16 protein-coding genes are annotated in these 19686 nt (G+C 66.8%); 8 read left to right on the top strand and 8 right to left on the bottom strand.

Features of this window, described 5'->3' with window-relative positions; all coding sequences use genetic code 11:
- Position 1 precedes the first annotated feature (1 nt).
- Genes ABD231_RS31125 through ABD231_RS31140 form a run of 4 tightly spaced genes read right to left on the bottom strand, consistent with a single transcriptional unit; the run spans position 2 to position 3468 of the window.
- Positions 2 to 448, bottom strand: a complete 447-nt coding sequence (locus tag ABD231_RS31125) for an EVE domain-containing protein (protein WP_344159814.1) — start codon at positions 446 to 448, stop codon at positions 2 to 4.
- A gap of 4 nt (positions 449 to 452) precedes the next feature.
- Positions 453 to 1955 (bottom strand): tripartite tricarboxylate transporter permease, encoded by a 1503-nt coding sequence (locus ABD231_RS31130; protein ID WP_344159816.1) that lies wholly within the window; start codon positions 1953 to 1955, stop codon positions 453 to 455.
- Positions 1955 to 2461, bottom strand: a complete 507-nt coding sequence (locus ABD231_RS31135; protein ID WP_344159963.1) for a tripartite tricarboxylate transporter TctB family protein — start codon at positions 2459 to 2461, stop codon at positions 1955 to 1957. The genes ABD231_RS31130 and ABD231_RS31135 overlap by 1 nt, the downstream gene beginning before the upstream one ends.
- Before the next feature lie 2 nt (positions 2462 to 2463).
- Entirely contained in the window at positions 2464 to 3468 is a 1005-nt protein-coding gene (locus ABD231_RS31140) for a Bug family tripartite tricarboxylate transporter substrate binding protein (RefSeq protein ID WP_344159818.1), read from the bottom strand.
- A 159-nt stretch (positions 3469 to 3627) separates the two neighbouring features.
- Between ABD231_RS31140 and ABD231_RS31145 the strand changes: the two genes are divergently transcribed.
- From ABD231_RS31145 to ABD231_RS31165, 5 genes are all read left to right on the top strand, one after another.
- On the top strand, positions 3628 to 5289 hold the full coding sequence (locus ABD231_RS31145; protein WP_344159820.1) for a sensor histidine kinase: 1662 nt from the start codon (positions 3628 to 3630) through the stop codon (positions 5287 to 5289).
- A complete protein-coding gene (locus tag ABD231_RS31150) occupies positions 5286 to 5948 on the top strand; it encodes a response regulator (protein WP_344159822.1) in 663 nt (220 codons plus the stop codon). The genes ABD231_RS31145 and ABD231_RS31150 overlap by 4 nt, the downstream gene beginning before the upstream one ends.
- A 10-nt stretch (positions 5949 to 5958) precedes the next feature.
- Positions 5959 to 6480 carry a gamma carbonic anhydrase family protein gene (locus ABD231_RS31155; protein WP_344159825.1) on the top strand — a complete coding sequence of 174 codons (522 nt, stop codon included), beginning with the start codon at positions 5959 to 5961 and terminating at the stop codon, positions 6478 to 6480.
- A 158-nt stretch (positions 6481 to 6638) separates the two neighbouring features.
- Positions 6639 to 7001, top strand: coding sequence for a cupin domain-containing protein (locus ABD231_RS31160; RefSeq protein ID WP_344159827.1), 363 nt, complete (start codon positions 6639 to 6641; stop codon positions 6999 to 7001).
- A 2-nt stretch (positions 7002 to 7003) separates the two neighbouring features.
- Positions 7004 to 7468 (top strand): GNAT family N-acetyltransferase, encoded by a 465-nt coding sequence (locus ABD231_RS31165; protein WP_344159829.1) that lies wholly within the window; start codon positions 7004 to 7006, stop codon positions 7466 to 7468.
- Here ABD231_RS31165 and ABD231_RS31170 read toward each other — a convergent pair.
- From ABD231_RS31170 to ABD231_RS31180, 3 genes are all read right to left on the bottom strand, one after another.
- Entirely contained in the window at positions 7461 to 8807 is a 1347-nt protein-coding gene (locus tag ABD231_RS31170) for an FAD-binding oxidoreductase (protein WP_344159831.1), read from the bottom strand. The genes ABD231_RS31165 and ABD231_RS31170 overlap by 8 nt on opposite strands.
- A 60-nt stretch (positions 8808 to 8867) precedes the next feature.
- Positions 8868 to 10169, bottom strand: a complete 1302-nt coding sequence (locus ABD231_RS31175; RefSeq protein ID WP_344159834.1) for an esterase-like activity of phytase family protein — start codon at positions 10167 to 10169, stop codon at positions 8868 to 8870.
- A 74-nt stretch (positions 10170 to 10243) separates the two neighbouring features.
- Positions 10244 to 13279 carry a PQQ-dependent sugar dehydrogenase gene (locus ABD231_RS31180; protein ID WP_344159836.1) on the bottom strand — a complete coding sequence of 1012 codons (3036 nt, stop codon included), beginning with the start codon at positions 13277 to 13279 and terminating at the stop codon, positions 10244 to 10246.
- Between the two features lie 445 nt (positions 13280 to 13724).
- Between ABD231_RS31180 and ABD231_RS31185 the strand changes: the two genes are divergently transcribed.
- Complete coding sequence (locus tag ABD231_RS31185; RefSeq protein WP_344159839.1) at positions 13725 to 14627, top strand: GTP-binding protein LepA; 903 nt, start codon at positions 13725 to 13727, stop codon at positions 14625 to 14627.
- 234 nt (positions 14628 to 14861) lie between these two features.
- The gene (locus tag ABD231_RS31190) at positions 14862 to 16145 is read left to right on the top strand and encodes an ABC transporter ATP-binding protein (protein WP_344159842.1); all 1284 of its coding nucleotides are present in this window, start codon (positions 14862 to 14864) and stop codon (positions 16143 to 16145) included.
- Positions 16146 to 16990: 845 nt separating this feature from the next.
- On the opposite strand, the gene ABD231_RS31195 is transcribed toward ABD231_RS31190, so the two are convergent.
- Positions 16991 to 18010 carry a LacI family DNA-binding transcriptional regulator gene (locus ABD231_RS31195; RefSeq protein WP_344159845.1) on the bottom strand — a complete coding sequence of 340 codons (1020 nt, stop codon included), beginning with the start codon at positions 18008 to 18010 and terminating at the stop codon, positions 16991 to 16993.
- A gap of 96 nt (positions 18011 to 18106) precedes the next feature.
- Here ABD231_RS31195 and ABD231_RS31200 point away from each other — a divergent pair, with 96 nt between their 5' ends.
- Positions 18107 to 19684 carry a glycoside hydrolase family 13 protein gene (locus ABD231_RS31200; RefSeq protein ID WP_344159848.1) on the top strand — a complete coding sequence of 526 codons (1578 nt, stop codon included), beginning with the start codon at positions 18107 to 18109 and terminating at the stop codon, positions 19682 to 19684.
- Positions 19685 to 19686 lie beyond the last annotated feature (2 nt).

Consider the following 19686-nt stretch of genomic DNA (forward strand, 5'->3'; position numbering starts at 1 on the left):
GTTAGGTGCTGCGGGGGGTCATGGCTGTTCGGAGTACGGCGAAGTCTGACGGGGTGAGGGGGACCAGGCCTCGGCGTAGTTGGTAGCCCCAGTTGGGTTGGGAGGTGAGGTGGAGTTCGGCGGTGATGTCAACCAGGGGGAGTGGGGTGAGTTGCTCGAAGGTGATGGTTCGGCGCCAGGGGGCGACGGTGCCGTGGGTGCCCATGGACATGGGTGCTGCTTGGTAGGGGGCGTCGTCGGCGACGATGCCGAGGGCGGTGAAGGCGCGGAGGGGAGTCTTGTCGCCGTACTGGTCGGTGGGTGAGTAGATGACGAAGCCGTCGCCCCGGTGGAGGCGGGCTACACCGGGGCGTTTGCCGTGGTTGAGCTGGACGAAGCCGCCGGCCACTGCGCCGCGGGTGTGTTCGGCGGAGACGACGGCGAGCCAGGCTCTCTCAATGGTGGTCATGTCGTCAGCTTGACGCTGAATAGGTGACACGTTTCGTCATATATTTCGAGATCAACGGCCAGGTCAGCAAAACCAGCAGGACTGCGTAGATGACGTAGGAGACTGGGCCGCCGATCAGGCCGTGGAGTTCGCCGTTGGACAACTGCAGGGACATGCGGGCTTGGCGTTCGGCGATGGGGCCGAGGATGACGCCGATGATCAGGGGGAGGACGGGGAGGCCGAAGCGGCGCATGGCGAAGCCGAGTAGGCCGAGCAACAACAGCAGTAGGAGATCTAGGGGCTGGGCGTTGACCGCGTAGGCGCCCATGGAGGCGAAGAAGATGATGCCTGCGTAGAGGTACGGGCGGGGGATCTGCAGGAGTTTCGCCCAGGCGGGTGCCAAGGGCAGGTTCAGCAGAAGCAGCATCAGGTTGCCGATGAACAGGCTGGCGATCAGCGCCCAGACCAGTCGCGACTCGCGCTCGAACAGCAGCGGTCCGGGCTGGATTCCGTACGACGTGAACGCGGCAAGCATCACCGCGGCCGTCGCGTTGGTCGGCAACCCAAGCGCCAGCATCGGCACCAGTGTCCCGGCCGCGGATGCGTTGTTGGCGGCCTCCGGTCCGGCGACACCCTCGATCGCGCCGTGCCCGAATTCCTCCGGATGCTTCGACAGCTTCTTCTCGGTCGCATACGACAGGAACGTCGGAATCTCCGCCCCACCGGCCGGCAACGCCCCGATCGGGAACCCGAACACGGTTCCGCGCAACCACGGTTTCCACGACCGTCGCCAGTCCGACCGACCCATCCACGGCCGCCCAACCGGGATCACGGTCCCCGGCGTACGGCGCAAGTGCGCGGCCACCCACAACGCCTCACCAACTGCGAAGATGCCGACAGCAACCACCACCACATCGATGCCATCGGCAAGCTGTGGGATGCCGAACGTCAGCCGCTGCTGACCGGTCACCTTGTCGATCCCGACCAGGCCGATCACCAACCCGAGCAGCAACGCCGCGAACCCGCGGATCCGCGACGAGCCCAGCACCGAGGTCGCCCCGGCGAACGCCAGCAGCATGATCGCGAGATAGTCCGGCGCACCCAGACTGATCGCAAACTTCACCACCTGCGGTGCCACCAGCGCGAGCAGCAGTGTCCCGATCGTCCCGGCAATGAACGACCCGATCGCCGCGGTCGCCAGCGCCTGCGCGGCTCGACCGGCCCGCGCCATCTTGTTGCCTTCGATCGCAGTCACCACCGACGCCGACTCGCCCGGCGTATTCAGCAGGATCGACGTCGTCGACCCGCCGTACATCCCGCCGTAGAAGATCCCGGCGAACAAGATGAACGCCTGCACAGGCTCCAGTCCGTACGTGATCGGCAGCAGCAGCGCGACCGTCATCGCCGGCCCGATCCCCGGCAGCATACCAACCGCCGTACCGACTGTCACGCCAAGCAACGCGAGCAGCAGATTCATCGGCGTCAGCACATCGCCGAACCCGGTCAGCAGATTTGAGAGGTTACCCATCACAGAATCCCTTGCAGTACGCCGGCCGGCAGGTTCACGCCGAGCCCGATCGCGAACAGGTAGAACGTGATCAGCGACAACGCGACCGCGATCAGCAGGTTCCGCAGATAGTGCCGACTACCCAGCGCGTACGCCGAGCCCCAGAACAGCACCGATCCGCTGATCACCCAGCCTGCCGGTTCGATCAGCACCAGGTTGACCACGAACGCCGCGATCAGCAGCAGCACGGTCTTCCAGTCCACCGCGGAGGTCGGGTCGACGTCCTCACCACCCTCCGCCTCGCCGGATCCACCGCGCGCGACATCGACGGCGTACAGGACCGCGATCACCAGCAGCAGCACGCCGAGCACGATGGGTACCGGCTTCGGCCCGATCGGATCGTTGCTGTTGGCAATGTGCCGGATTCGCAGCGCGTCGACGATCACCAGACCGCCGACGAGCGCGAGGAACCCACAGACGCCGTACTGCGCTTTGTCGCGTCGAGTCTCAACCGGAGCCTCGACCATGGTCACGCCGCCAGGCCCAGCTTGGTCAGGACGTCCGCGACCGCCTTGTCCTGCTCGGTCAAGAACGTGCCGAACGCATCACCGGCGACGAACGCATCCGTCCAGCCGTGCTTGGCCAGCTCGTCCTTCCACTGCTGTGAGTCGTGCATCCGGGTCAGCGCATCGATCCAGACCTGCTTGTCGGCGGCACTGATCTCCGGCGGTGCCACGATCCCGCGCCAGTTGGTGAAGACCAGATCGATCCCGGAACCCTTGAGTGTCGGCACGTCCTTCAGCGCCGCGACCGGCTGCTCGCTGGTAACAGCCAGCACCCGTACCTGACCACTCTCGACCTGATCCAGGAACTCACCGAACCCGCTGGCCCCGAACGCGATCTTGCTGCCCAGCAACGCCGGGAGCAGCTCGCCACCACCGTCGTACGAGACGAAGTTGACCTGCTTGGGGTCGATCCCGACCGCCTGCGCGAGCTGCATCGGCAGCAGGTGGTCCGGTCCACCGGGCGACGAACCGCCGCCGACCGCGAGCCCCTTCGGGTTCGCCTTCCAGGCCGCGACCAGGTCACCGATCGTCTTGTACGGCGAGTTCTTCGGGACCACGATCGCCCCGGCCTCCTCGATCAGCTTGGCCAGCGGAGTCGTCTGGGCCAGGGTCGCCTTCGACTTGGACGTGTACGTCGCGCCGACCACGCCGAGGCCCATTTGGAGCGCGAGCTTCCCGTTGCCCTTCTCGTTCACGGTCCGCTGCAGACCGACCGTCCCGCCCGCACCGGGCAGGTTGAAGACCTGGATCCCGGACGCGATCTTCGCGTCGTCCATCACCTTCGCGGCGACCCGAGCCGTCGTGTCGTAACCGCCACCCGCCGTGTTCGGCACCATCAGCCGCAACCCGGTCACCGGCTTCCCGCCGCCGGAATCCGCCGAGTCCTTCTTCTCCGCAGTCGCGCCGCAACTCGCAGTACCCACCAGCGCGACCACTGTCGCCGCCGCCACCCAAATCTTCGACCTCATCAGGACTCCAATCACACAGGGGATCTGTTCGAGATGGTGGTGGTTAGGCGGGTACGGCGTCTGTGTTGTGGTTGCAGCGGTGGTTGAGTTCATTGTGGTCACGACTCGATCGGGGCTGAAGGGTGGCCTTGGACGGGTTTCACCGGTGATCATGCGGCCGTGGCCTTGCGAATCGGGAAGCGGCCGACTCTGGCCGGCCAACTGCTGGTCCTGCAGTTGGCGATCGTGGTGGTGGTGCTCGTCGCCGTCGCCGCGGTTTCGCTTGCCCAGTCGGCGGCGACCTTCAACCGGGTTGAGGGGCGGCGGGTGACCGCGCTGGCCGAGCAACTGGCCGGCAACCAGACGCTGCGGTTCGGAATCCGGCACCCCGCCCCGGCCGAAGTACTGGCGCCGCTGCTGCAAACCACGCTCATCCAGTCGGGTGTCACGTCGATCACCGTCGCGGACACGAAAGGACGGGTCATCGCCGCCACCAACGTCAGCGCGATTGGCAAGGACCTGTCGCTGGGTCCGGGCGTCGATGAGGGACGCGGCTGGTCCGGTGAGTTCCGGGTGGACAGGGAGCAGGAGCTGGTCTCGCAGGTGCCGGTGCTGAGCCAGGGCACCGGCCTGGACGGCAAGGCCGATGGTTCGCTCGGGGCGCGGATCGGCACGGTGATGGTGGGCGAGCGGTCACCGTCGGTACTGGAACGGTTGCGCGGGGCATCGTCGTACCTGGCGATCTATCTCGGCATCGCTTGCCTACTAGGACTGCTCGGGTCGTGGCTGCTGGCCCGCCGGATCAAGCGGCAGACGCTCGGTCTCGAACCGCGCGAGATCGTCGGACTGGCTGAGCATCGCGAGGCCATGCTCTACGGCCTCGCCGAGGGAGTCGTTGCCCTGGACCCCCATTTGCGGGTGACCCTGGTGAACGACGTCGGCCGCCGGCTGCTGGATCTGCCGACCGATGCGGTCGGCCGCAGCCTGCGTGAGCTGGGCATCGAGGGTCGGTTGCGGGAGGTCCTGGCCGGTGAGCACGACGGCGATGCCGCGCGCGACGCCGTCGTCGTACGGCGAGGCCGCGTCCTGGTGATGAACCGGATGGATGTCGCCAAGGACGGCCGATCGCTCGGCTCGGTCACCACATTGCGCGACCGGACCGAGCTGGCCCAGCTGGAGCGCGAGCTGGGTTCGTTCCGCAGCTCGGCCGAATTGCTCCGCGCGCAGACCCACGAGTTCGCCAACCAGTTGCACACGATCTCCGGGCTGATCCAGATCGGCGAGTACGACGAAGTCGTCTCGTACGTCGGCGCCTTGAACCGGTACCGCGAATCCCTCGACCTCACCGTCACCAGGCGAGTCCACGACACCGCGGTCGCCGCCCTGTTGATGGCGAAGTCCTCGGTCGCCGCCGAACGCCGTGTCGAACTCCGAGTCTCCGAACGCACCACTCTGCAGCGACTTCCACCGGAACTGTCCGCCGATATCGCAACTGTCGTCGGCAACCTGGTCGACAACGCGGTCGACGCCGCGGCCCAATCCGGTACGCCGTTGTCGCCGGCTTGGGTCGAGGTCGAACTGCGGCAGGACGCGACCAGTATCGAGATCGAGGTCCGCGATTCCGGGCCAGGTATCGCACCGGAATTGGCCCAAGAGGTCTTCGCGCACGGTTTCACCACGAAGGCCGCAGCCGAGGGTGAGCGCGGGATCGGGCTGGCGATGATCCGCCTCATCTGCCGACGTCGTGGTGGCGAGGTCGCGGTCACCAATCTGGATGACGGTGGCGCCGCGTTCGTCGCGCGGATGTCGATTCAACCCCTGCCCTCGGAGGCCGCGCGATGATCACGGTGCTGGTGGTCGACGACGACTTCATGGTGGCGCGGATCCACCGCGGGTTCGTTGATCGCGTGGACGGTTTCGAGGTCGTCGGTACAGCGAACTCCGGCGAGCAGGCGTTGACCGCGATCCGCGAACTCCGGCCGGATCTCGTGCTGCTCGACCTCTATCTCCCGGACACATTCGGGATCGACCTGATCGCGCAACTGCGGTCCGCGCAACCCGACTGCGACATCCTGGTGATCACCGCGGCCCGCGAGGCGGACGCCGTACGGGGTGCTGTGCGGCAAGGGGTGGTCAACTACCTGCTGAAACCCTTCGGTTTCGAGGATCTGCGGTCGCGACTCCAGCAGTACGCGCGGCAGCGGGCCAGCGTGCCCGAGCAGATGACGAGCCAGGCCGATGTCGATCGTGTTCTCACGCCGACCAGGCCGACCGGGAACCGCCTGCCCAAGGGGCTCAGCCAGGAGACCGCCGATCTGGTGTCCACCGCATTGAAGGCCGCCGACAGCCTGAGTGCGGCCGAATGTGCTGAGCAAGTAGGTCTGTCGAGAGTCAGCGCTCGCCGGTACCTCGAGTTCTTCTGCACCCGTGACCAGGCAGTCGTTGCCCTCCGCTACGGCACGACAGGCCGTCCAGAACGCAGGTATCGCTGGCACGCATAGCATGCACACCATGCCGATGTTCTCGTTCGAAGGTAAGAGCCCGACTGTCCATCCCGAGGCGTGGGTGGCGCCGACGGCCACGCTGGTGGGCGATGTCGTGGTCGAGGCCGGGGCGTCGATCTGGTACGGCGTGGTGATCCGGGCCGACCTGGCCACGATCACCGTTCGGGCCGGGGCGAACATCCAGGACAACACCGTGATTCATGCCGGCCACACTGGATGTGAGATCGGGCCCGATGCAACAGTGGGGCACCTGTGCCTCGTACACGACTGCACGATCGGTGAGCAGGCGCTCGTCGGTAACGGCGCGATCGTCCTGGACGGCGCGGTGGTCGGTGCTCGCACGCTGGTCGCGGCCGGCGCGACTGTCACCCCGGGAGCGGTGATTCCGCCCGAGTCGGTGGCGATGGGGAGTCCGGCGAAGAAGATCGTCCCGCTGGAAGGAACGGCGAAGCTGTTCGTCGATCACAACGCGGCCGTGTACCACGATCTCGCCCGGCGGCACGCAGAGACCGTCGTACGAGTGGACTGATTGCGGGCGGAAGGAACTCGGGGCACGTTGTGCCGGGGCCCCGAGCCCCCACCCGCGGGCTGTCTGCTCAACCCGTCAAGACCCTGGTACCCATTAGCTGCGGATCGAAAAGAACCTCTTGCTTGGCTACGGTGTCGGGACAACCGAGGGAGGGTTACATGACCGAGATCGCGAATACCGGGGCCTTCGTCATCAATCGCGCCGACGGGCAGGCCGACGGGGACGGCTGGGAAGAGAACTACACCGAGCTACCAGGCGGTGCCGGTGTGTCACTGATCCTCGAATCGACTACCAAAGAGGGTGTCGGCCCGCGCCTGCACCTGCACCCGTACGCCGAGACTTTCATCATCCGGCGCGGTTCCGCGACGTTCACCGTCGCCGACCAGGAGGTGGTCGGCCACGCCGGCCAGATCCTCGTCGTACCGGCTGAGACGCCGCACAAGTTCCGCACCGGCCCGGGCGGCTACGAGGCTCTCCACATCCACGCCAATCCCACCTTCGAAACCACCTGGCTGGAGTAGGCGTGCCCACATCGATCCGCCGCGCAGTCCGCGCCGACGCCGAGCTTGTGCTCACGCTGATGCTCGAGCTGGCGGGCTACCAGGACGAGGCGAAATACGTGACGGCCACCGTCCCGGACTGGCAGGACTACCTGTCCCGTCCGGAGGTGGTCGTGCTGCTGGCCGAGGTCGACGGGACGCCGGCCGGATACGTCTCCGCGCTCCGTCGGCCGTATCTCTGGGTCGGCGGCGACCAACTGGCGCTCGACGATCTGTATGTCCGGTCGGAGTTCCGAGATGGTGGCATCGGGCGCGCGTTGATGCTCGAGCTGGCCAGGCTGGCGCTACCGGACCGGTTGCCGATCAGCTGGGGATTGCGGCTGAGCAACGAGGCCGGCTACCGGTTCTACGAACGCCTCGGCGCCAAGCTCGTCACCAAGACGGCGGCGAGCTGGTCCGCGGACACCTACGAGAAGCTGCTCAGCTGACACCGGCGGCTTCGTCCGGGCGAATGTTGTGGTTGCCGCGGAACAGGTTGCCGGGGTCGTAGTCGCGCTTGACCGCAGCGAGTCGTTGATAGGTCTGCGCCGGGTAGATCGCGGCAACATCGGCTTCGTCGGCCGACGCCAGGAAGTTGGCGTAGGCGCCGGTGCTGTGCGGACCCAGTCGATCCCACAGCGCATCGAACGCCGGGCGAGCAGCTGCGATCACCGGAGGCGGTCCGATCAGCGTCGTCACGAACATCAACTCTGCCTGCCGATACGGGTACGCCGTGGCGTCGGCGGCGACCTGCGCCACCGCACCCCCGACACTCCGTACGGCGATGATCGGCGACCCCTGCATCGCTCCGGCCTCGGCCAGGAGCTGGAGCACCTCGGATACGGATTCCTTGTCAGCAAAGGCGCTTCGGGTCACGAGCTGGATCCCCGGTGGTGGAGTCTGCCCGGCCACCAGGACCTCGCCGTACGGCGTCAGTGCGACATCATCTGCGATCACCGTACCGAGCGCGCGAATCGGGTCGATCGCGGCCGCAGCCGCCGTTTCGTCGTCGCCGTCATAGGTCAGCTGGATCTCGACCGGCGCGTTCGGCCCACCCAGGAACGGGTTCGCGAAGTTCACGATCGTCGTGAGCTCGGCGGGCGCCGTACGAACGTAGTCCGCCCAGCCATGCAGTACGACGGCTGCCTCAGCCGCCGGGAACGCGATCTTCCCGTGGAAGACCTCCGTGGTCGGGTGCGCTTCGAACTCGAACGCCGTCACGACACCGAAGTTGCCGCCACCGCCACGCAGCCCCCAGAACAACTCCGGGTGCTCATCGGCGGACGCCTGCACGACATCGCCGTCAGCGGTCACCACCTCGGCGGCCACCAGTTGATCCAGCGCGAGACCGTACTTGCGTACCTTCCACCCGATCCCACCGCCCAACGTCAGCCCGCCGACTCCCACAGTCCGGGTGTCACCCGACGAGATCGCCAGCCCGTGCGGCGCCAACGCGTCCGCAACCTGGCCCCACGTCGCGCCACCGCCGATGCGGACTCGCCCTTCCTCGAGCAGTTCCACATCGGCGAGCCCACCGAGATCCAGTACGACGCCACCGTCGTTCGTCCCGAATCCCGCGAACGCGTGTCCGCCACCGCGCACGGACAGCGCCAGCCCCGTCGCCGCGGCGAACTGCACTACCGCCTGAACGTCCGCCACACTCTTCGGCCGGACCACACCGGCCGGGCTCCCCGTCGCGAACACGGTCCCGCTGACTGCGTCGTACCCAGCCGTACCTGCCTCAACAATCTCGCCACCGAACGCTTGCCGCAGCTCATCAAATGTCATGCTCACGTGACGCCGCTGCGGCCTTGCGTGTGACAACCTGCTCGTGTGACCCAGGTCACATCACGGGATCCGGATCGTCACCAGCTTGGTCTCGATGGTGCTGTCGACGAGGTCGCCGTTCGCGTCGAAGGCGGCCGGGCCGTCCGTCATCCCGAAGTCGTTGTCGTTGATGACGACGAGCGTGTGCTTCGAGGTGAGTGCGACGCCCTCGATCTTCTTCGGTACGCCGGCAATCGTGTTCAGGTCGAGGAAGAGCTTCTTCGACAGAACCGGTACGCCGGCCGCGGCCGGGTCGGCGAGGGCTTCGAGTGACGGCGTGGTTGCGGTGTCGTCCCACACCGTACCGAGGATGTTGTCGCAATCACGCAGTACGACGCGGTGCAGGCGAGCGGCGTTGTCGGTGCGCTCCTGGACGAGCAGGGTCTCGCGGCCGACCGCGATCACCGAGGAGATCTTCAGTGCGGACGTGTCGGTCTCGCCGGGATCCACGACATCGACCGGGTCGAACCGGTACACGTACTCCGCGGTGACCTTGGCGCGGTGCGGCGAGAAGCGGACCAAGCGGGTCGTGCGGGACGCCTCGCCGATCTTCTTGCTGGGGTTAAGCAATGGGCTCTGCAGGGCGAGAATCAGGTCGCCACCGGGTAGCTGGGCCAGGCCCTCGAGGCCGCGGTTGATCTTGCGGGTCAGGAAGATCGACGGCAGCGCCTCGATCACCGGGTAGTCCGCCCCGGTCAGCTTCAGGCCCTTCGGCACGTAGCGGTTGAGCACCCGGCCGCGGGCGGACACGTGCACGAGCGACGGGCCGTACTCGTCGACGAGCCAGAACGTGCCGTCGTGAGCACGAACCAGGCCCTCGGTGTCCAGTCCGTTCGGGTTGACCGCGAGCCGGGTGGAGGCGTCGTACGTGTAGGGCAGTTCGTCGCGGCTCTCCTGATTGGAGAGCCCGGTGACTGGTGCGCCGTGGCGCGTGGTGATCGGGATCGCCGACAGCACCTTCAGCTTGTCGCCGACCGCCTTCACCTTGACGATCGCGGGATCGAACCCCGGTACCGGGAAGGTACGGCGGTTGGTGCCGTCGATCTTGATCTGGCCGTTCGGGCCGCGGTCGGTGACAGTCCAGAACTCACCGGGCCGGTCGGCCGGGTAGATGTCGCTGCCGATCCCGCCCAGGTCGATCTTGCGGTCGTTGCCGACCGAGTTCTTGATCAGTGCATTGGAGAACGCGCCCAGACCGAGGTCTGGGAGCGTCGCCGTACCGATCACCTCCGGCTGGGCAGGCTGATGCGCCTGCGCCCCGCTCGCCACCAACGCCACCGCGGTCAACGCCGCGGTCCCCACCCAAGCGATCCGACTCAACATGCCGCGACCCTCGCCGCCACCGGTGAACACCGGTTGGCCGCCTGGTGAACCCCGCCGAAATCCGTCCGAGTCCCTTACGGCATCGCGAACTTTTGGGCGGTGGCTGCTGTGCAGGGGTTGATGATTAGTTTGGTTCGGTCGGTGCTTTGGGCGTTCAGGGGTTCTAGGCAGAGGCCGGAGTGGACGTTCAGGAGGGTGCCGTCGGCTCTTGGGGTCCAGCGTTGGCCGGGGGTGGTGGCGTCGCAGGTCCAGAGGACGGCTGGGGTTCCGGCGGCGGTGCCGCGGGCGTCTAGGCATTTGCCTAGGGATGAGCGGATGACTCCGGTGTCCAGGACCAGCCAGCGTTGGGCTGTGGTGCCGTTGCAGGTGTAGAGCTGGACGGTGGTGCCATCGGTGGTTTGGGAGCCTGCTACGTCGGCGCATTTGCCAGCTAGGCCGGTGATATCGCCTTCGTCGGTGTAGACGCCCATTTCCCACAGGCCGTTGTAGCTGCCTGCTACGCCTCGGGCGGTGATGTTGATTTGCACGAAGCGGGCTCGGCTCGAGGTGAAGCCGAGGCTGTCGGTGTAGCCGTCGCCGGTGGTCGTGGAGTAGACGGTTCGCCACGTGCGGCCGCTCTCCAGGACCTGGATCTGGTACGACTTCGCGTACGACGTGGAGAGCCAGTTCAGCAGCACGCGGTTGACGACCTGCACCCGGCCGAGGTCGATACGCAGCCACTGCGGATCGCTGCGGTTGCTCGACCAGAACGTCGTACCCTTGCCGTCCACCGCGAGCGAACCCGGTCGATTGCCGTAGACACTCGAGGTCGTGACCGGACGGTTCAGTGCCAAGTTTCGTTTCGGCACGTACGTCGCCGTGTAGGTGGCCGGTGTATCTGGCGCGACGAAGTTGTGGTTCCGCGCCCCACCGTCGGACCAGGACGCGAACTTGTGCAGACCGGTCCCAACCACCTGGACCGGATCCGCCGAGACCGAACCGCCGGATCCAGTGATCGTGGTCTCGGTCGCCGGAGCCTTCAGCTTCTTGTCCAGGTAGGTCACTTGCAGCCCGGACGGCTGAGTCGCGAAGTTGAGCTTGGTCGTCTTCGGGTCCAGCCGCACGCTCTTCACATCGGTCAGACCATCGGCATCCGTCGCGGTCAGCTTCAGTTCCAGGTACGACGGGTATTCGTGATCCGGTGCTGCGAACGAGCCGCTGGATCCGTTCATCGAGGTGATCTGGTGCACGTGGCAGTCGCTCGGACAGTGATGCATGATGAGCGACCACTTCAACGAGGACCCGGGCAATGAGCCCTGTTCAGGATCACTCGCCGAGCCGGAGAACGAGATCGTGTCGCCGACTTTCCAGGTCGTGGCGGGTCCGGGCGAGGTGATCGATGCGGTCGGTGCCGTGTTGCCGACATTGATCTGCGTCGACGTCGTCGCCGTACCGCCGTTGCCATCGCTCACCCTCAGCCGAACGGTCCTCGGCCCATTGCTCGGATAGGTGAACTGCGGCGTGGCGGCCGTGGAGTCGTCGTACTGGCCGTCGCCATCCAGATCCCAGGCATAGCTGAGCGAATCGTTGTCCGCATCGCTGGAGGCGGTCCCGTCGAACTTCACCAGGAGCGGGGCATCGCCGCTGGTCCGATCGGACTGGATCACCGCGGTCGGCGGGTTGTTCGTTGCGCTGTAGACATAGCGCTTGATCGCGCCGTTGTCGTAGTCAACTGCGAACAGATCCCCAGCCGGACCTGTGACAAGACGGGTAGCCCCGAAGCCGGAAGCGAATTGAATGATGTTCGCCGGATCCGGCAGACCGTTGGTGCCGGGCAGCATCGCCCAGACGCACCGGCGGCTGTAATCGCTGAAGAACAACGCGCCGTCGTACTCGGCCGGATAGTTGCCACCGGCATAGAACGCGAGTCCGGAGATCGAGGAGCTACCAACCGAACACGTCTCCGTGGGCGTGACGTGGGCCGAGTGGTTGTAGGTGTAGTACGGCGCGGAGACCGCGGCCGGGCCGGCGGCGTACAGGCCCTCGCAGATGTTCAGGTTGGCGGCGTCGAAGGAGTTGAGGCGGTTGGGTCCTTCGTAACAAGGCCAGCCGAAGTTCGAGACACCGGCGGTCGGTACGGCGATCCGGTTGATCTCCTCCCAGGTCGCGTAGCCGACATCGCCGGCCCAGAGTTCGTTGGTACCCGGGCGGAAGGTGAACCGCATCGGGTTCCGCAGCCCCTGCGCGACGATCCGGCGGGCGTTCAGGTCGGCACTCGACGCCAGCGGGTTGCCGGCCGCGGCCTGGCCGGTGTCGGGGTTGATGCGGATGATCGAGCCGTCCAGCGTCGCTGGGTCGGCGGGCGTACGCAGGTCCTGCGCACGCAATGCTCCACCCTCGGCGGTCGGTGAGGTGAGCGTCGCGCCAACCGGCGCGGTGCCGTCGCCGCAAGCGTTGTCGGGAGTCGCGTCCGAAGAGGGGAAACCGTCCTGGCCGTAGTCGGCGTAGGTGAAGCTCGCGCCGTCACCGCCGCCGGCGTACAGCATGCCGTCCGGGCCGAACGCGATCGTGCCGATCGAGTGGCTGGGGAAGACCTGGCACCAGTCCTCGACCAGCACCTGCTCGGAGACCGTCGAACCGGTCTGCGTGAGTACGGCGAGCCGCGCGCTGACCTGACAACCGTCGCTGGTCGGCCCGGGCGGCGACGGACACGGGTCGTCGGTGGCATTCGCCGTACCCCACTTGGGCGCCTGGCCGCCGATCAGCGCGTCATGTGTGTAGAGCACGTAGATCCGCGGATCGGCCGGGAAGTCCGGATGCAGGGCAAGCCCCAGCAGACCGCGGTCCCAGAAGTTGTGCACCTCGGTCCGCAGGTCGGCGAAAACACTCGCCGTCGGGTCGTCGAGCGAGTCGAAGACCTTGATCAGCCCGCTCTTCTCGGCCACGAACACCCGGCCGTCGGGCGAAAAGGCCGCGTTCGTCGGATTGCTCAACCCGTCGAACACGGTCTGCTCGGTGAAACCACTCGGCGCGGCCACGGCCCGCGCCGATCCTGTCGCCACCAACGGCACCAGCAGTGACACACAGATCACAGCCAGCACGCGCCGCAGCGCATCGGCGGAAAAACGCATAGAAACAAGCCCCCAGCCCCACTAATCCTCACGCCCCCCGTGAGCTCCGCCAGGATGCGATAGCCACTCGGAACAACGCAAGACCCACTGGTCCGCCGTTTGCAGACTGGAACCTTCCCGAAAGGGCGAAGTCCGGACTGTCCGGACGCGCATCGGCTCCGAAGACAGGGCATGGATCGACTCGTTGCGTGCTGCGGAGGACAGGTTTCTGTCCGGGGGAGCCGGTACTCTGAAGGTGGCTGCTTTCGCGGACACCGGCGCCGCCTCGTGAGGTCAAGGCCACACGAGGTTTCTCCGCAAAGGGTGGCAGATCCCGGACCGGGCGCGGTTAGCCTGGACGGACAAGTCGTTGACCGACCAATAGCTGTGGCCCGAAGGGGTGGGGATCCGTCGTGGTGGTAGGCCGGGACAAGCGAAGTTGCGGCTGGCAAGAGGTTGACACCCGATGACCGCCGCGGAGACATCACGCGTGCGGTACCGGCGTCCACGCCGGGACGAGTCGGTCGAGGCACGGCTGTTCGAGCATGTCGAGCGACTCGGCGAGGAGCATCCGCCGATCCCGTTGGACAGTGCGGATTTCAGCATGAAAAGACCAGACCTGTTGGCCAGCAGGTTCGGTGGCGTGGTGGCCTACATGACCCGCGTCGAGCTGGAGGTCGAGCGCAATGTCCTGGAGCTGAACCTGCTGCTCCCGGACCCGCCGCCGGTCGACAAGCTCTTCTACGCCGAGGTGTGGTCGCCGCAGGAGATCCATCACGGTCTGTTGCTGGACCGCTTGCAGACCCTGGCCGGTCTGCCGGTCTCGGCGCCGAACGTGGACAAGATCTCGTTCCAGCTGCGCTTCCTCGGTGCGCTCGCGCATCTGCCGGTGATCCAGGACATCAGCCGGATGCTTTACTACCTGACCGGCGTCGCCACCGAGAAGTCCGCGATTCTGGCCTACAACCTGCTGCACAAGGGCCTGCTGGACCTCGGCGAGAAGGCGGTCGCGTCGACGATCATCGCGCCGATCCGCCGCCAGGAGCCGGGCCACTTCGCGTACTACAAGATCGCTGCCCGCGGCCTGTGGGACGAGATGGCCCCCTGGCAGAAGTGGCTGACCCGGCTGCTCCGCAAACAGTCCTTCGAGGTCGTCGGCGCCTACAACAAGCGGCAGCGGACCGAGTTCGGCGGTGTGATGGAGGCGCTCGGCATTACCGCCGAGGGCGACATCGGCATCCAGAAGTACGCGCAGCAGGTCGGCCAGGTCGAGCTCGAGATGCTCTGGGCGGAGCGACAAGGCCTCCGCTTCCCGAGCTACGTCCTCGATTCATTCCGGAGCGCCTTCCGCCTGCACCGCCGCGGCTGACGGAGGCGCCCGGTTGCTTGCCTGAAGCATCTATCTGGCGGGACAGCGGAAGGTCCGGACAACTGCCGGCCGCCCTAGTGCCCAGGGCACTGGCCGAATATCTACGGAATGTCCCGACTCCGTTGCGTAGCGGAGTGGTCGCGGTGAATCGCTTGCTTTGCCCTGGACAGTGGGTGGAGGCTCGGCTATACGTTAGGCCCCCGTTAAGTTGCCGCCCCACCTGGGAGTACGTCGATGAGTTCGATCCGACTCGACTCGATCTCGAAGTCGTACGACGGGGAACACTTTGCCGTGAGCAAGTTTTCCCTGGACGTGGCGGACGGTGAGTTCATGGTCCTGCTCGGGCCGTCGGGGTGCGGGAAGTCGACCGTCCTGCGGATGATGGCCGGGCTGGAGGAGATCACCGCCGGGGAGCTGTACTTCAACGAGGTGTTCGCCAACCGGATCGGGGCCCGCGACCGCGGGGTCGCGATGGTCTTCCAGAGCGGCGCCCTGTACCCGAACCGGACGGTCCGCGGGAACATCACCTTCCCGCTGCAGATGGCCGGGGAGAAGCCTGAAGAGGCCAACGAGAAGGCCCATCAGCTGGCCGGGGTGCTCGGAATCCAGCAGACCCTGGACCGCCTCCCGCAGACTCTGTCGGGCGGGCAGCGGCAGCGGGTCGCGATCGGGCGAGCGATCGTCCGGCAGCCCTCGGCGTTCCTGATGGACGAACCGTTGTCGAACCTGGACGCCGCGATGCGCACCGAACTCCGCCAGGAGATCGGCGCGATGACCCGCGACATGGGCATCACCACCGTCTACGTCACCCACGACCAGGTCGAGGCGCTCACCCTCGCTGACCGGATCGCCGTCATGCGCGACGGCCGCCTGGAGGACGTCGGTACGCCGGCCGAGGTCTTCGACGACCCGGCCACCGCCTTCGTCGCCGGGTTCCTCGGCACCCCACGAATCAACCTCCTGTCCAGCTCAGTCCGAGCGGAAGGCGGTCGCGTCAGCCTGGTCCTCGGCGGCGGCCAGGCACTCCACCTCGCGCCGGACGATCGCCGTACGACGCTCCTGCTCCGCCGCGGCGGTGAGGAGATCGTGATCGGCGTCCGCAGCGACGCACTCACCCTCGACGGCGAGGCCCAGCCGAACCGCGTGTCCGGCCGACTGCGCACCCTCGAGTACCACGGTCACCAGTGGATCGCGTACGTCGAAACCGGCATCGACATGGTCAACCCCGACCTCGTCGGCCGCCGCAAACCCGAGCGCATCTCCAACCACTCACGCCGTTCCTTCTGGCGCCGAGCCGCCCGCGCCACCAAGCGCTCCGGCATCCTGCACCGCCGCGACCAGGCCCGCGCAGCGCTCCCCGAAACCTCAGCCCCCACCCACCGCCGAGCCGACCTAGTCGTCGAGCTCCACTCCAGTACGCCGCACGTCCCCGGCGACCAGGTCAGCTTCGCCGTCGACATGAGCCGCGTCTACCTCTTCGACCGCCACGGCCTCCGCATAGACCGCGTCACCCGCTGACCTCCCCACCCCCACCCCCGCACCAGCCCCCGCCCTGCCCCCGACCGCATTTGGTGGGTGCACCCATCCGCTGGGAGGTTCCCCCCAAAGCCGGTTAGTTAAGCGTTCGGGGGTGGTGTCAAGAGCGGTGCTGTACGGCGAGGCTGGGGAGCGCTACCCCACCGAATCGGCGGGTAGGGCTCCCCGGTCGTGTGGAAAGCGTGGTGGGTCCTCCCCAAACCGGTTTGGGGAGGATGCCGGCCGGGGTTGAACTGGTGTGGGGTGGATATCGGTCGTATTCGGGGGGTGGATCCTCCCCGAATGGCTACGGGCGGTGCGCTGGCGCTCCCCGAACCGGTTTGGGGAGTTGGGTCGCTGCTGGCTCGGTTAGCGTCGCCCGAGCCGCCTTAACTAACCGGCCTTGAGGTTCCCCCACCAAACTCCGGGGTGGGAGCCTCCCATTTGGTGGGTGCACCCACCTTCTGGTTTGTACGGCGGGGCGGGCTGGGGTTTCGCTCGGATGTGGCCGGGGACCTACGGCGGTGGTTGCTCGCCGCTGCGGCCGGTTCTACAGAGGAGGTGTGGCTGGCCGGGTCTGGGGCTGGGCTGCTTGGCGAGGTCGGCGAGCAGAGGTGAACGTCGCCTGGGCTTCCGGGCTTGGGTTGCTGTCGAGGGATGGGGCGGCCTGTTGGGTGATCCGTCGCGGTGGTTGAGGCCTGCTGCCCGGGCCGAGCCAACAACCGGGGGTTTGAACAGGACGTGGTGGGGTTGAACAGGTCATTTCTTGTTCACGCCCACCGTGGGGGCTCCGCACCCCCGAGTAGTGGCCGGCTGGACGCCAGGTCGGCGGGCGGGTGGGGGTGGGATTAGCGGGCCGGGCCGGTCGACGCCCGTTCGATCAGCTGGACGTCGAGGGTGATGGGGGAGTCGGGGTGTTCCTGCTTTTCGATTGTGGCTAGGAGGCGTTCGACTGCGAGGGCGGCCTTCTGGGGGATGTCTTGGGCGACTGTGGTGAGTTTGGGGGTGACGTACTCGCTGAGGTCGAGGTTGTCGAAACCGATGACCGAGAGGTCTTCCGGTACGGCGTGTCCTGTGTCGTTCAGACCTTCCATGATGCCGATGGCGAGGATGTCGGCGGTGGCGAAGGCTGCGGTGGCCTCGGGGTGCTCGGTGGGGATGCGTCGACCGAGGTTGCGACCGGTGCTGTGGGTCGTGGTCTCCACGGTGATCACTCGCTCGGTCCAGGTCAGACCGGCCTCGGTGAACGCGGCGCGGAAGCCGGCGTACCGCTGGTGGACGACACCGGCGCCGGTGAACGCAGGACCGGCGAAGACGATCTCGCGGTGGCCGAGGCCGATCAGGTGGCGGGCGGCGAGTAGCGCGCCGGTGTAGTCGTCGGAGCGGACGCCAGTGGTGAGGGGGTTGTCCGAGTAGCTGTCGACGGCGAGCAGCGAGACATTTCCGACCGCACCTGGGGTCAAGCGGTCGACGTCCTCATCGAGAAAGCCCAGCAGGACAGCGCCGTCGAGGCTCCACGACTTCAGCGCCTCGCCGACCTCACTCGGCTGCGCGATCCCGCGGAGCAGCAGGTGGTACCCGCTCTTGCGCAGTTGGCGCTCGATCTGGCCGAGGATCGCGACGTTGTGCGGGCTGATCATCAAGCTGTCCTCGTCCGCGGCCGGGACCAGCAGGCCGATCATCCGCGACGACTTCGCGGCCAAGCTGCGCGCCGACGCGCTCGGCACGTAGCCGCGGGCGGCGACGATGCGCTGGATCCGCTCGATCGTCTCGGCCGAGACCCGGGCGCGATTGCCGTTCACGACGTTCGAGACCGTCATGATGCTGACGCCGGCCTCGTCCGCGATGTCCTTCAGCGTGACCCGCACGCGGCCTCCCTCGAACTGTTGACAGTTTCGTTTCCCGGAGATTACCTTCCGGTGAAGGTGGAGCGCTAAACCTACCATAAACGAAGGGTTCCGAGGATGGAGCAGTGGTGGCGGGACGCGGTGATCTACCAGGTCTATCCGCGCAGTTTCGCGGACGGGAACGGTGACGGGACCGGCGATCTGGCCGGCGTCCGATCGCGTCTGAATTACCTGCGCGACCTCGGCGTCGACGCCCTCTGGTTCACCCCGTGGTACCTGTCCCCGCTGGCCGACGGCGGGTACGACGTGGCCGACTACCGCACCATCGATCCCGCCTTCGGGACCGTGGCGGAGGCTGAGCAACTGATCGCGGACGCCGCCGCCCTGGGCATCCGCACGATCGTCGACATCGTCCCCAACCACGTCTCCAGCGAGCACGAGTGGTTCAAGGCCGCTTTGGCCGCCGGGCCGGGTTCGCCGGAGCGCCAGCGTTTCTGGTTCTGCGATGGCGAGGATCTGCCGACGAACTGGCTCTCCAGCTTCTCCGGCGAGACCTGGACCCGCACCAAGAACCCGGACGGTACGCCGGGCGAGTGGTACCTGCACCTGTTCACTCCCGAACAACCCGACCTGAACTGGAACCATCCCGACGTACGGCGGGAGCACGAAGAGGTACTGCGGTTCTGGTTCGACCGCGGGGCGGCCGGGGTTCGCATCGACAGCGCGACCATGCCGGTCAAGGACCCATCGCTCCCCGACCTCGGCACCACCTCCGACCACCCGTACGTCGATCGCGACGGCCTGCATGAGATCTACGCCGGCTGGCGCACGGTCGCCGACTCCTACGATCCGCCGCGGATGCTGGTCGGCGAGATCTGGCTCGCGGATCCGGAGCGATTCGCCCGCTACCTGCGGCCGGACGAACTGCACACCGCCTTCAACTTCGACCTGATGGGTCGCCCGTGGGACGCGACAGCTTTGCGAGACTCCATCCGTACGACGCTCGCCGCACATGCACCCGTCGATGCGCCGGCCACCTGGGTGCTGTCGAACCACGATGTGACACGTCCGGTCACGCGCTACGGCCGTGAGGACACGTCATTCGCCTTTGACACCAAGCGTTTCGGCGTACCGACTGACCTTGCGCTAGGCAACCGTCGGGCGCGCGCTGCGGCGCTGCTCACCGGCGCACTGCCCGGCTCGCTCTACATCTACCAAGGCGACGAGCTTGGTCTCCCCGAAGTGGAAGACCTTCCGACCGCCGCCCTGCAGGACCCGATCTTCTACCGCTCCGAAGGTGTCGATCCCGGTCGTGATGGTTGCCGGGTTCCATTGCCCTGGACAACGATTGGCTCGACCTTCGGCTTCAACTCGCACGGCTTCGGACCGTGGCTGCCGCAACCGGCGGACTGGGGTTCGCGATCGGTCGAGGCCCAGGACGGCGATCCCGAATCGATGCTCACGCTCTATCGTTCGATGCTTGCCGAACGCAAGAACCTCGCCATGGACTTCGCCTGGCATCCCCTGGATGGCGAGGACCTGCTCGCCTTTACTCGCGGCGACGTGCTCTGCCTGGTCAACTTCGGCCCATCGAGGCCGCTGCCGGAAGGCTCCACCGTGCTGCTCGCCAGCGCTCCCCTGACGGGCGATCTGCCCACTGACACTGCCGCCTGGGTGCGGCTGCAAGGAGAATGACC

Source organism: Kribbella yunnanensis, from assembly GCF_039529655.1.
Taxonomy (GTDB): domain Bacteria; phylum Actinomycetota; class Actinomycetes; order Propionibacteriales; family Kribbellaceae; genus Kribbella; species Kribbella yunnanensis.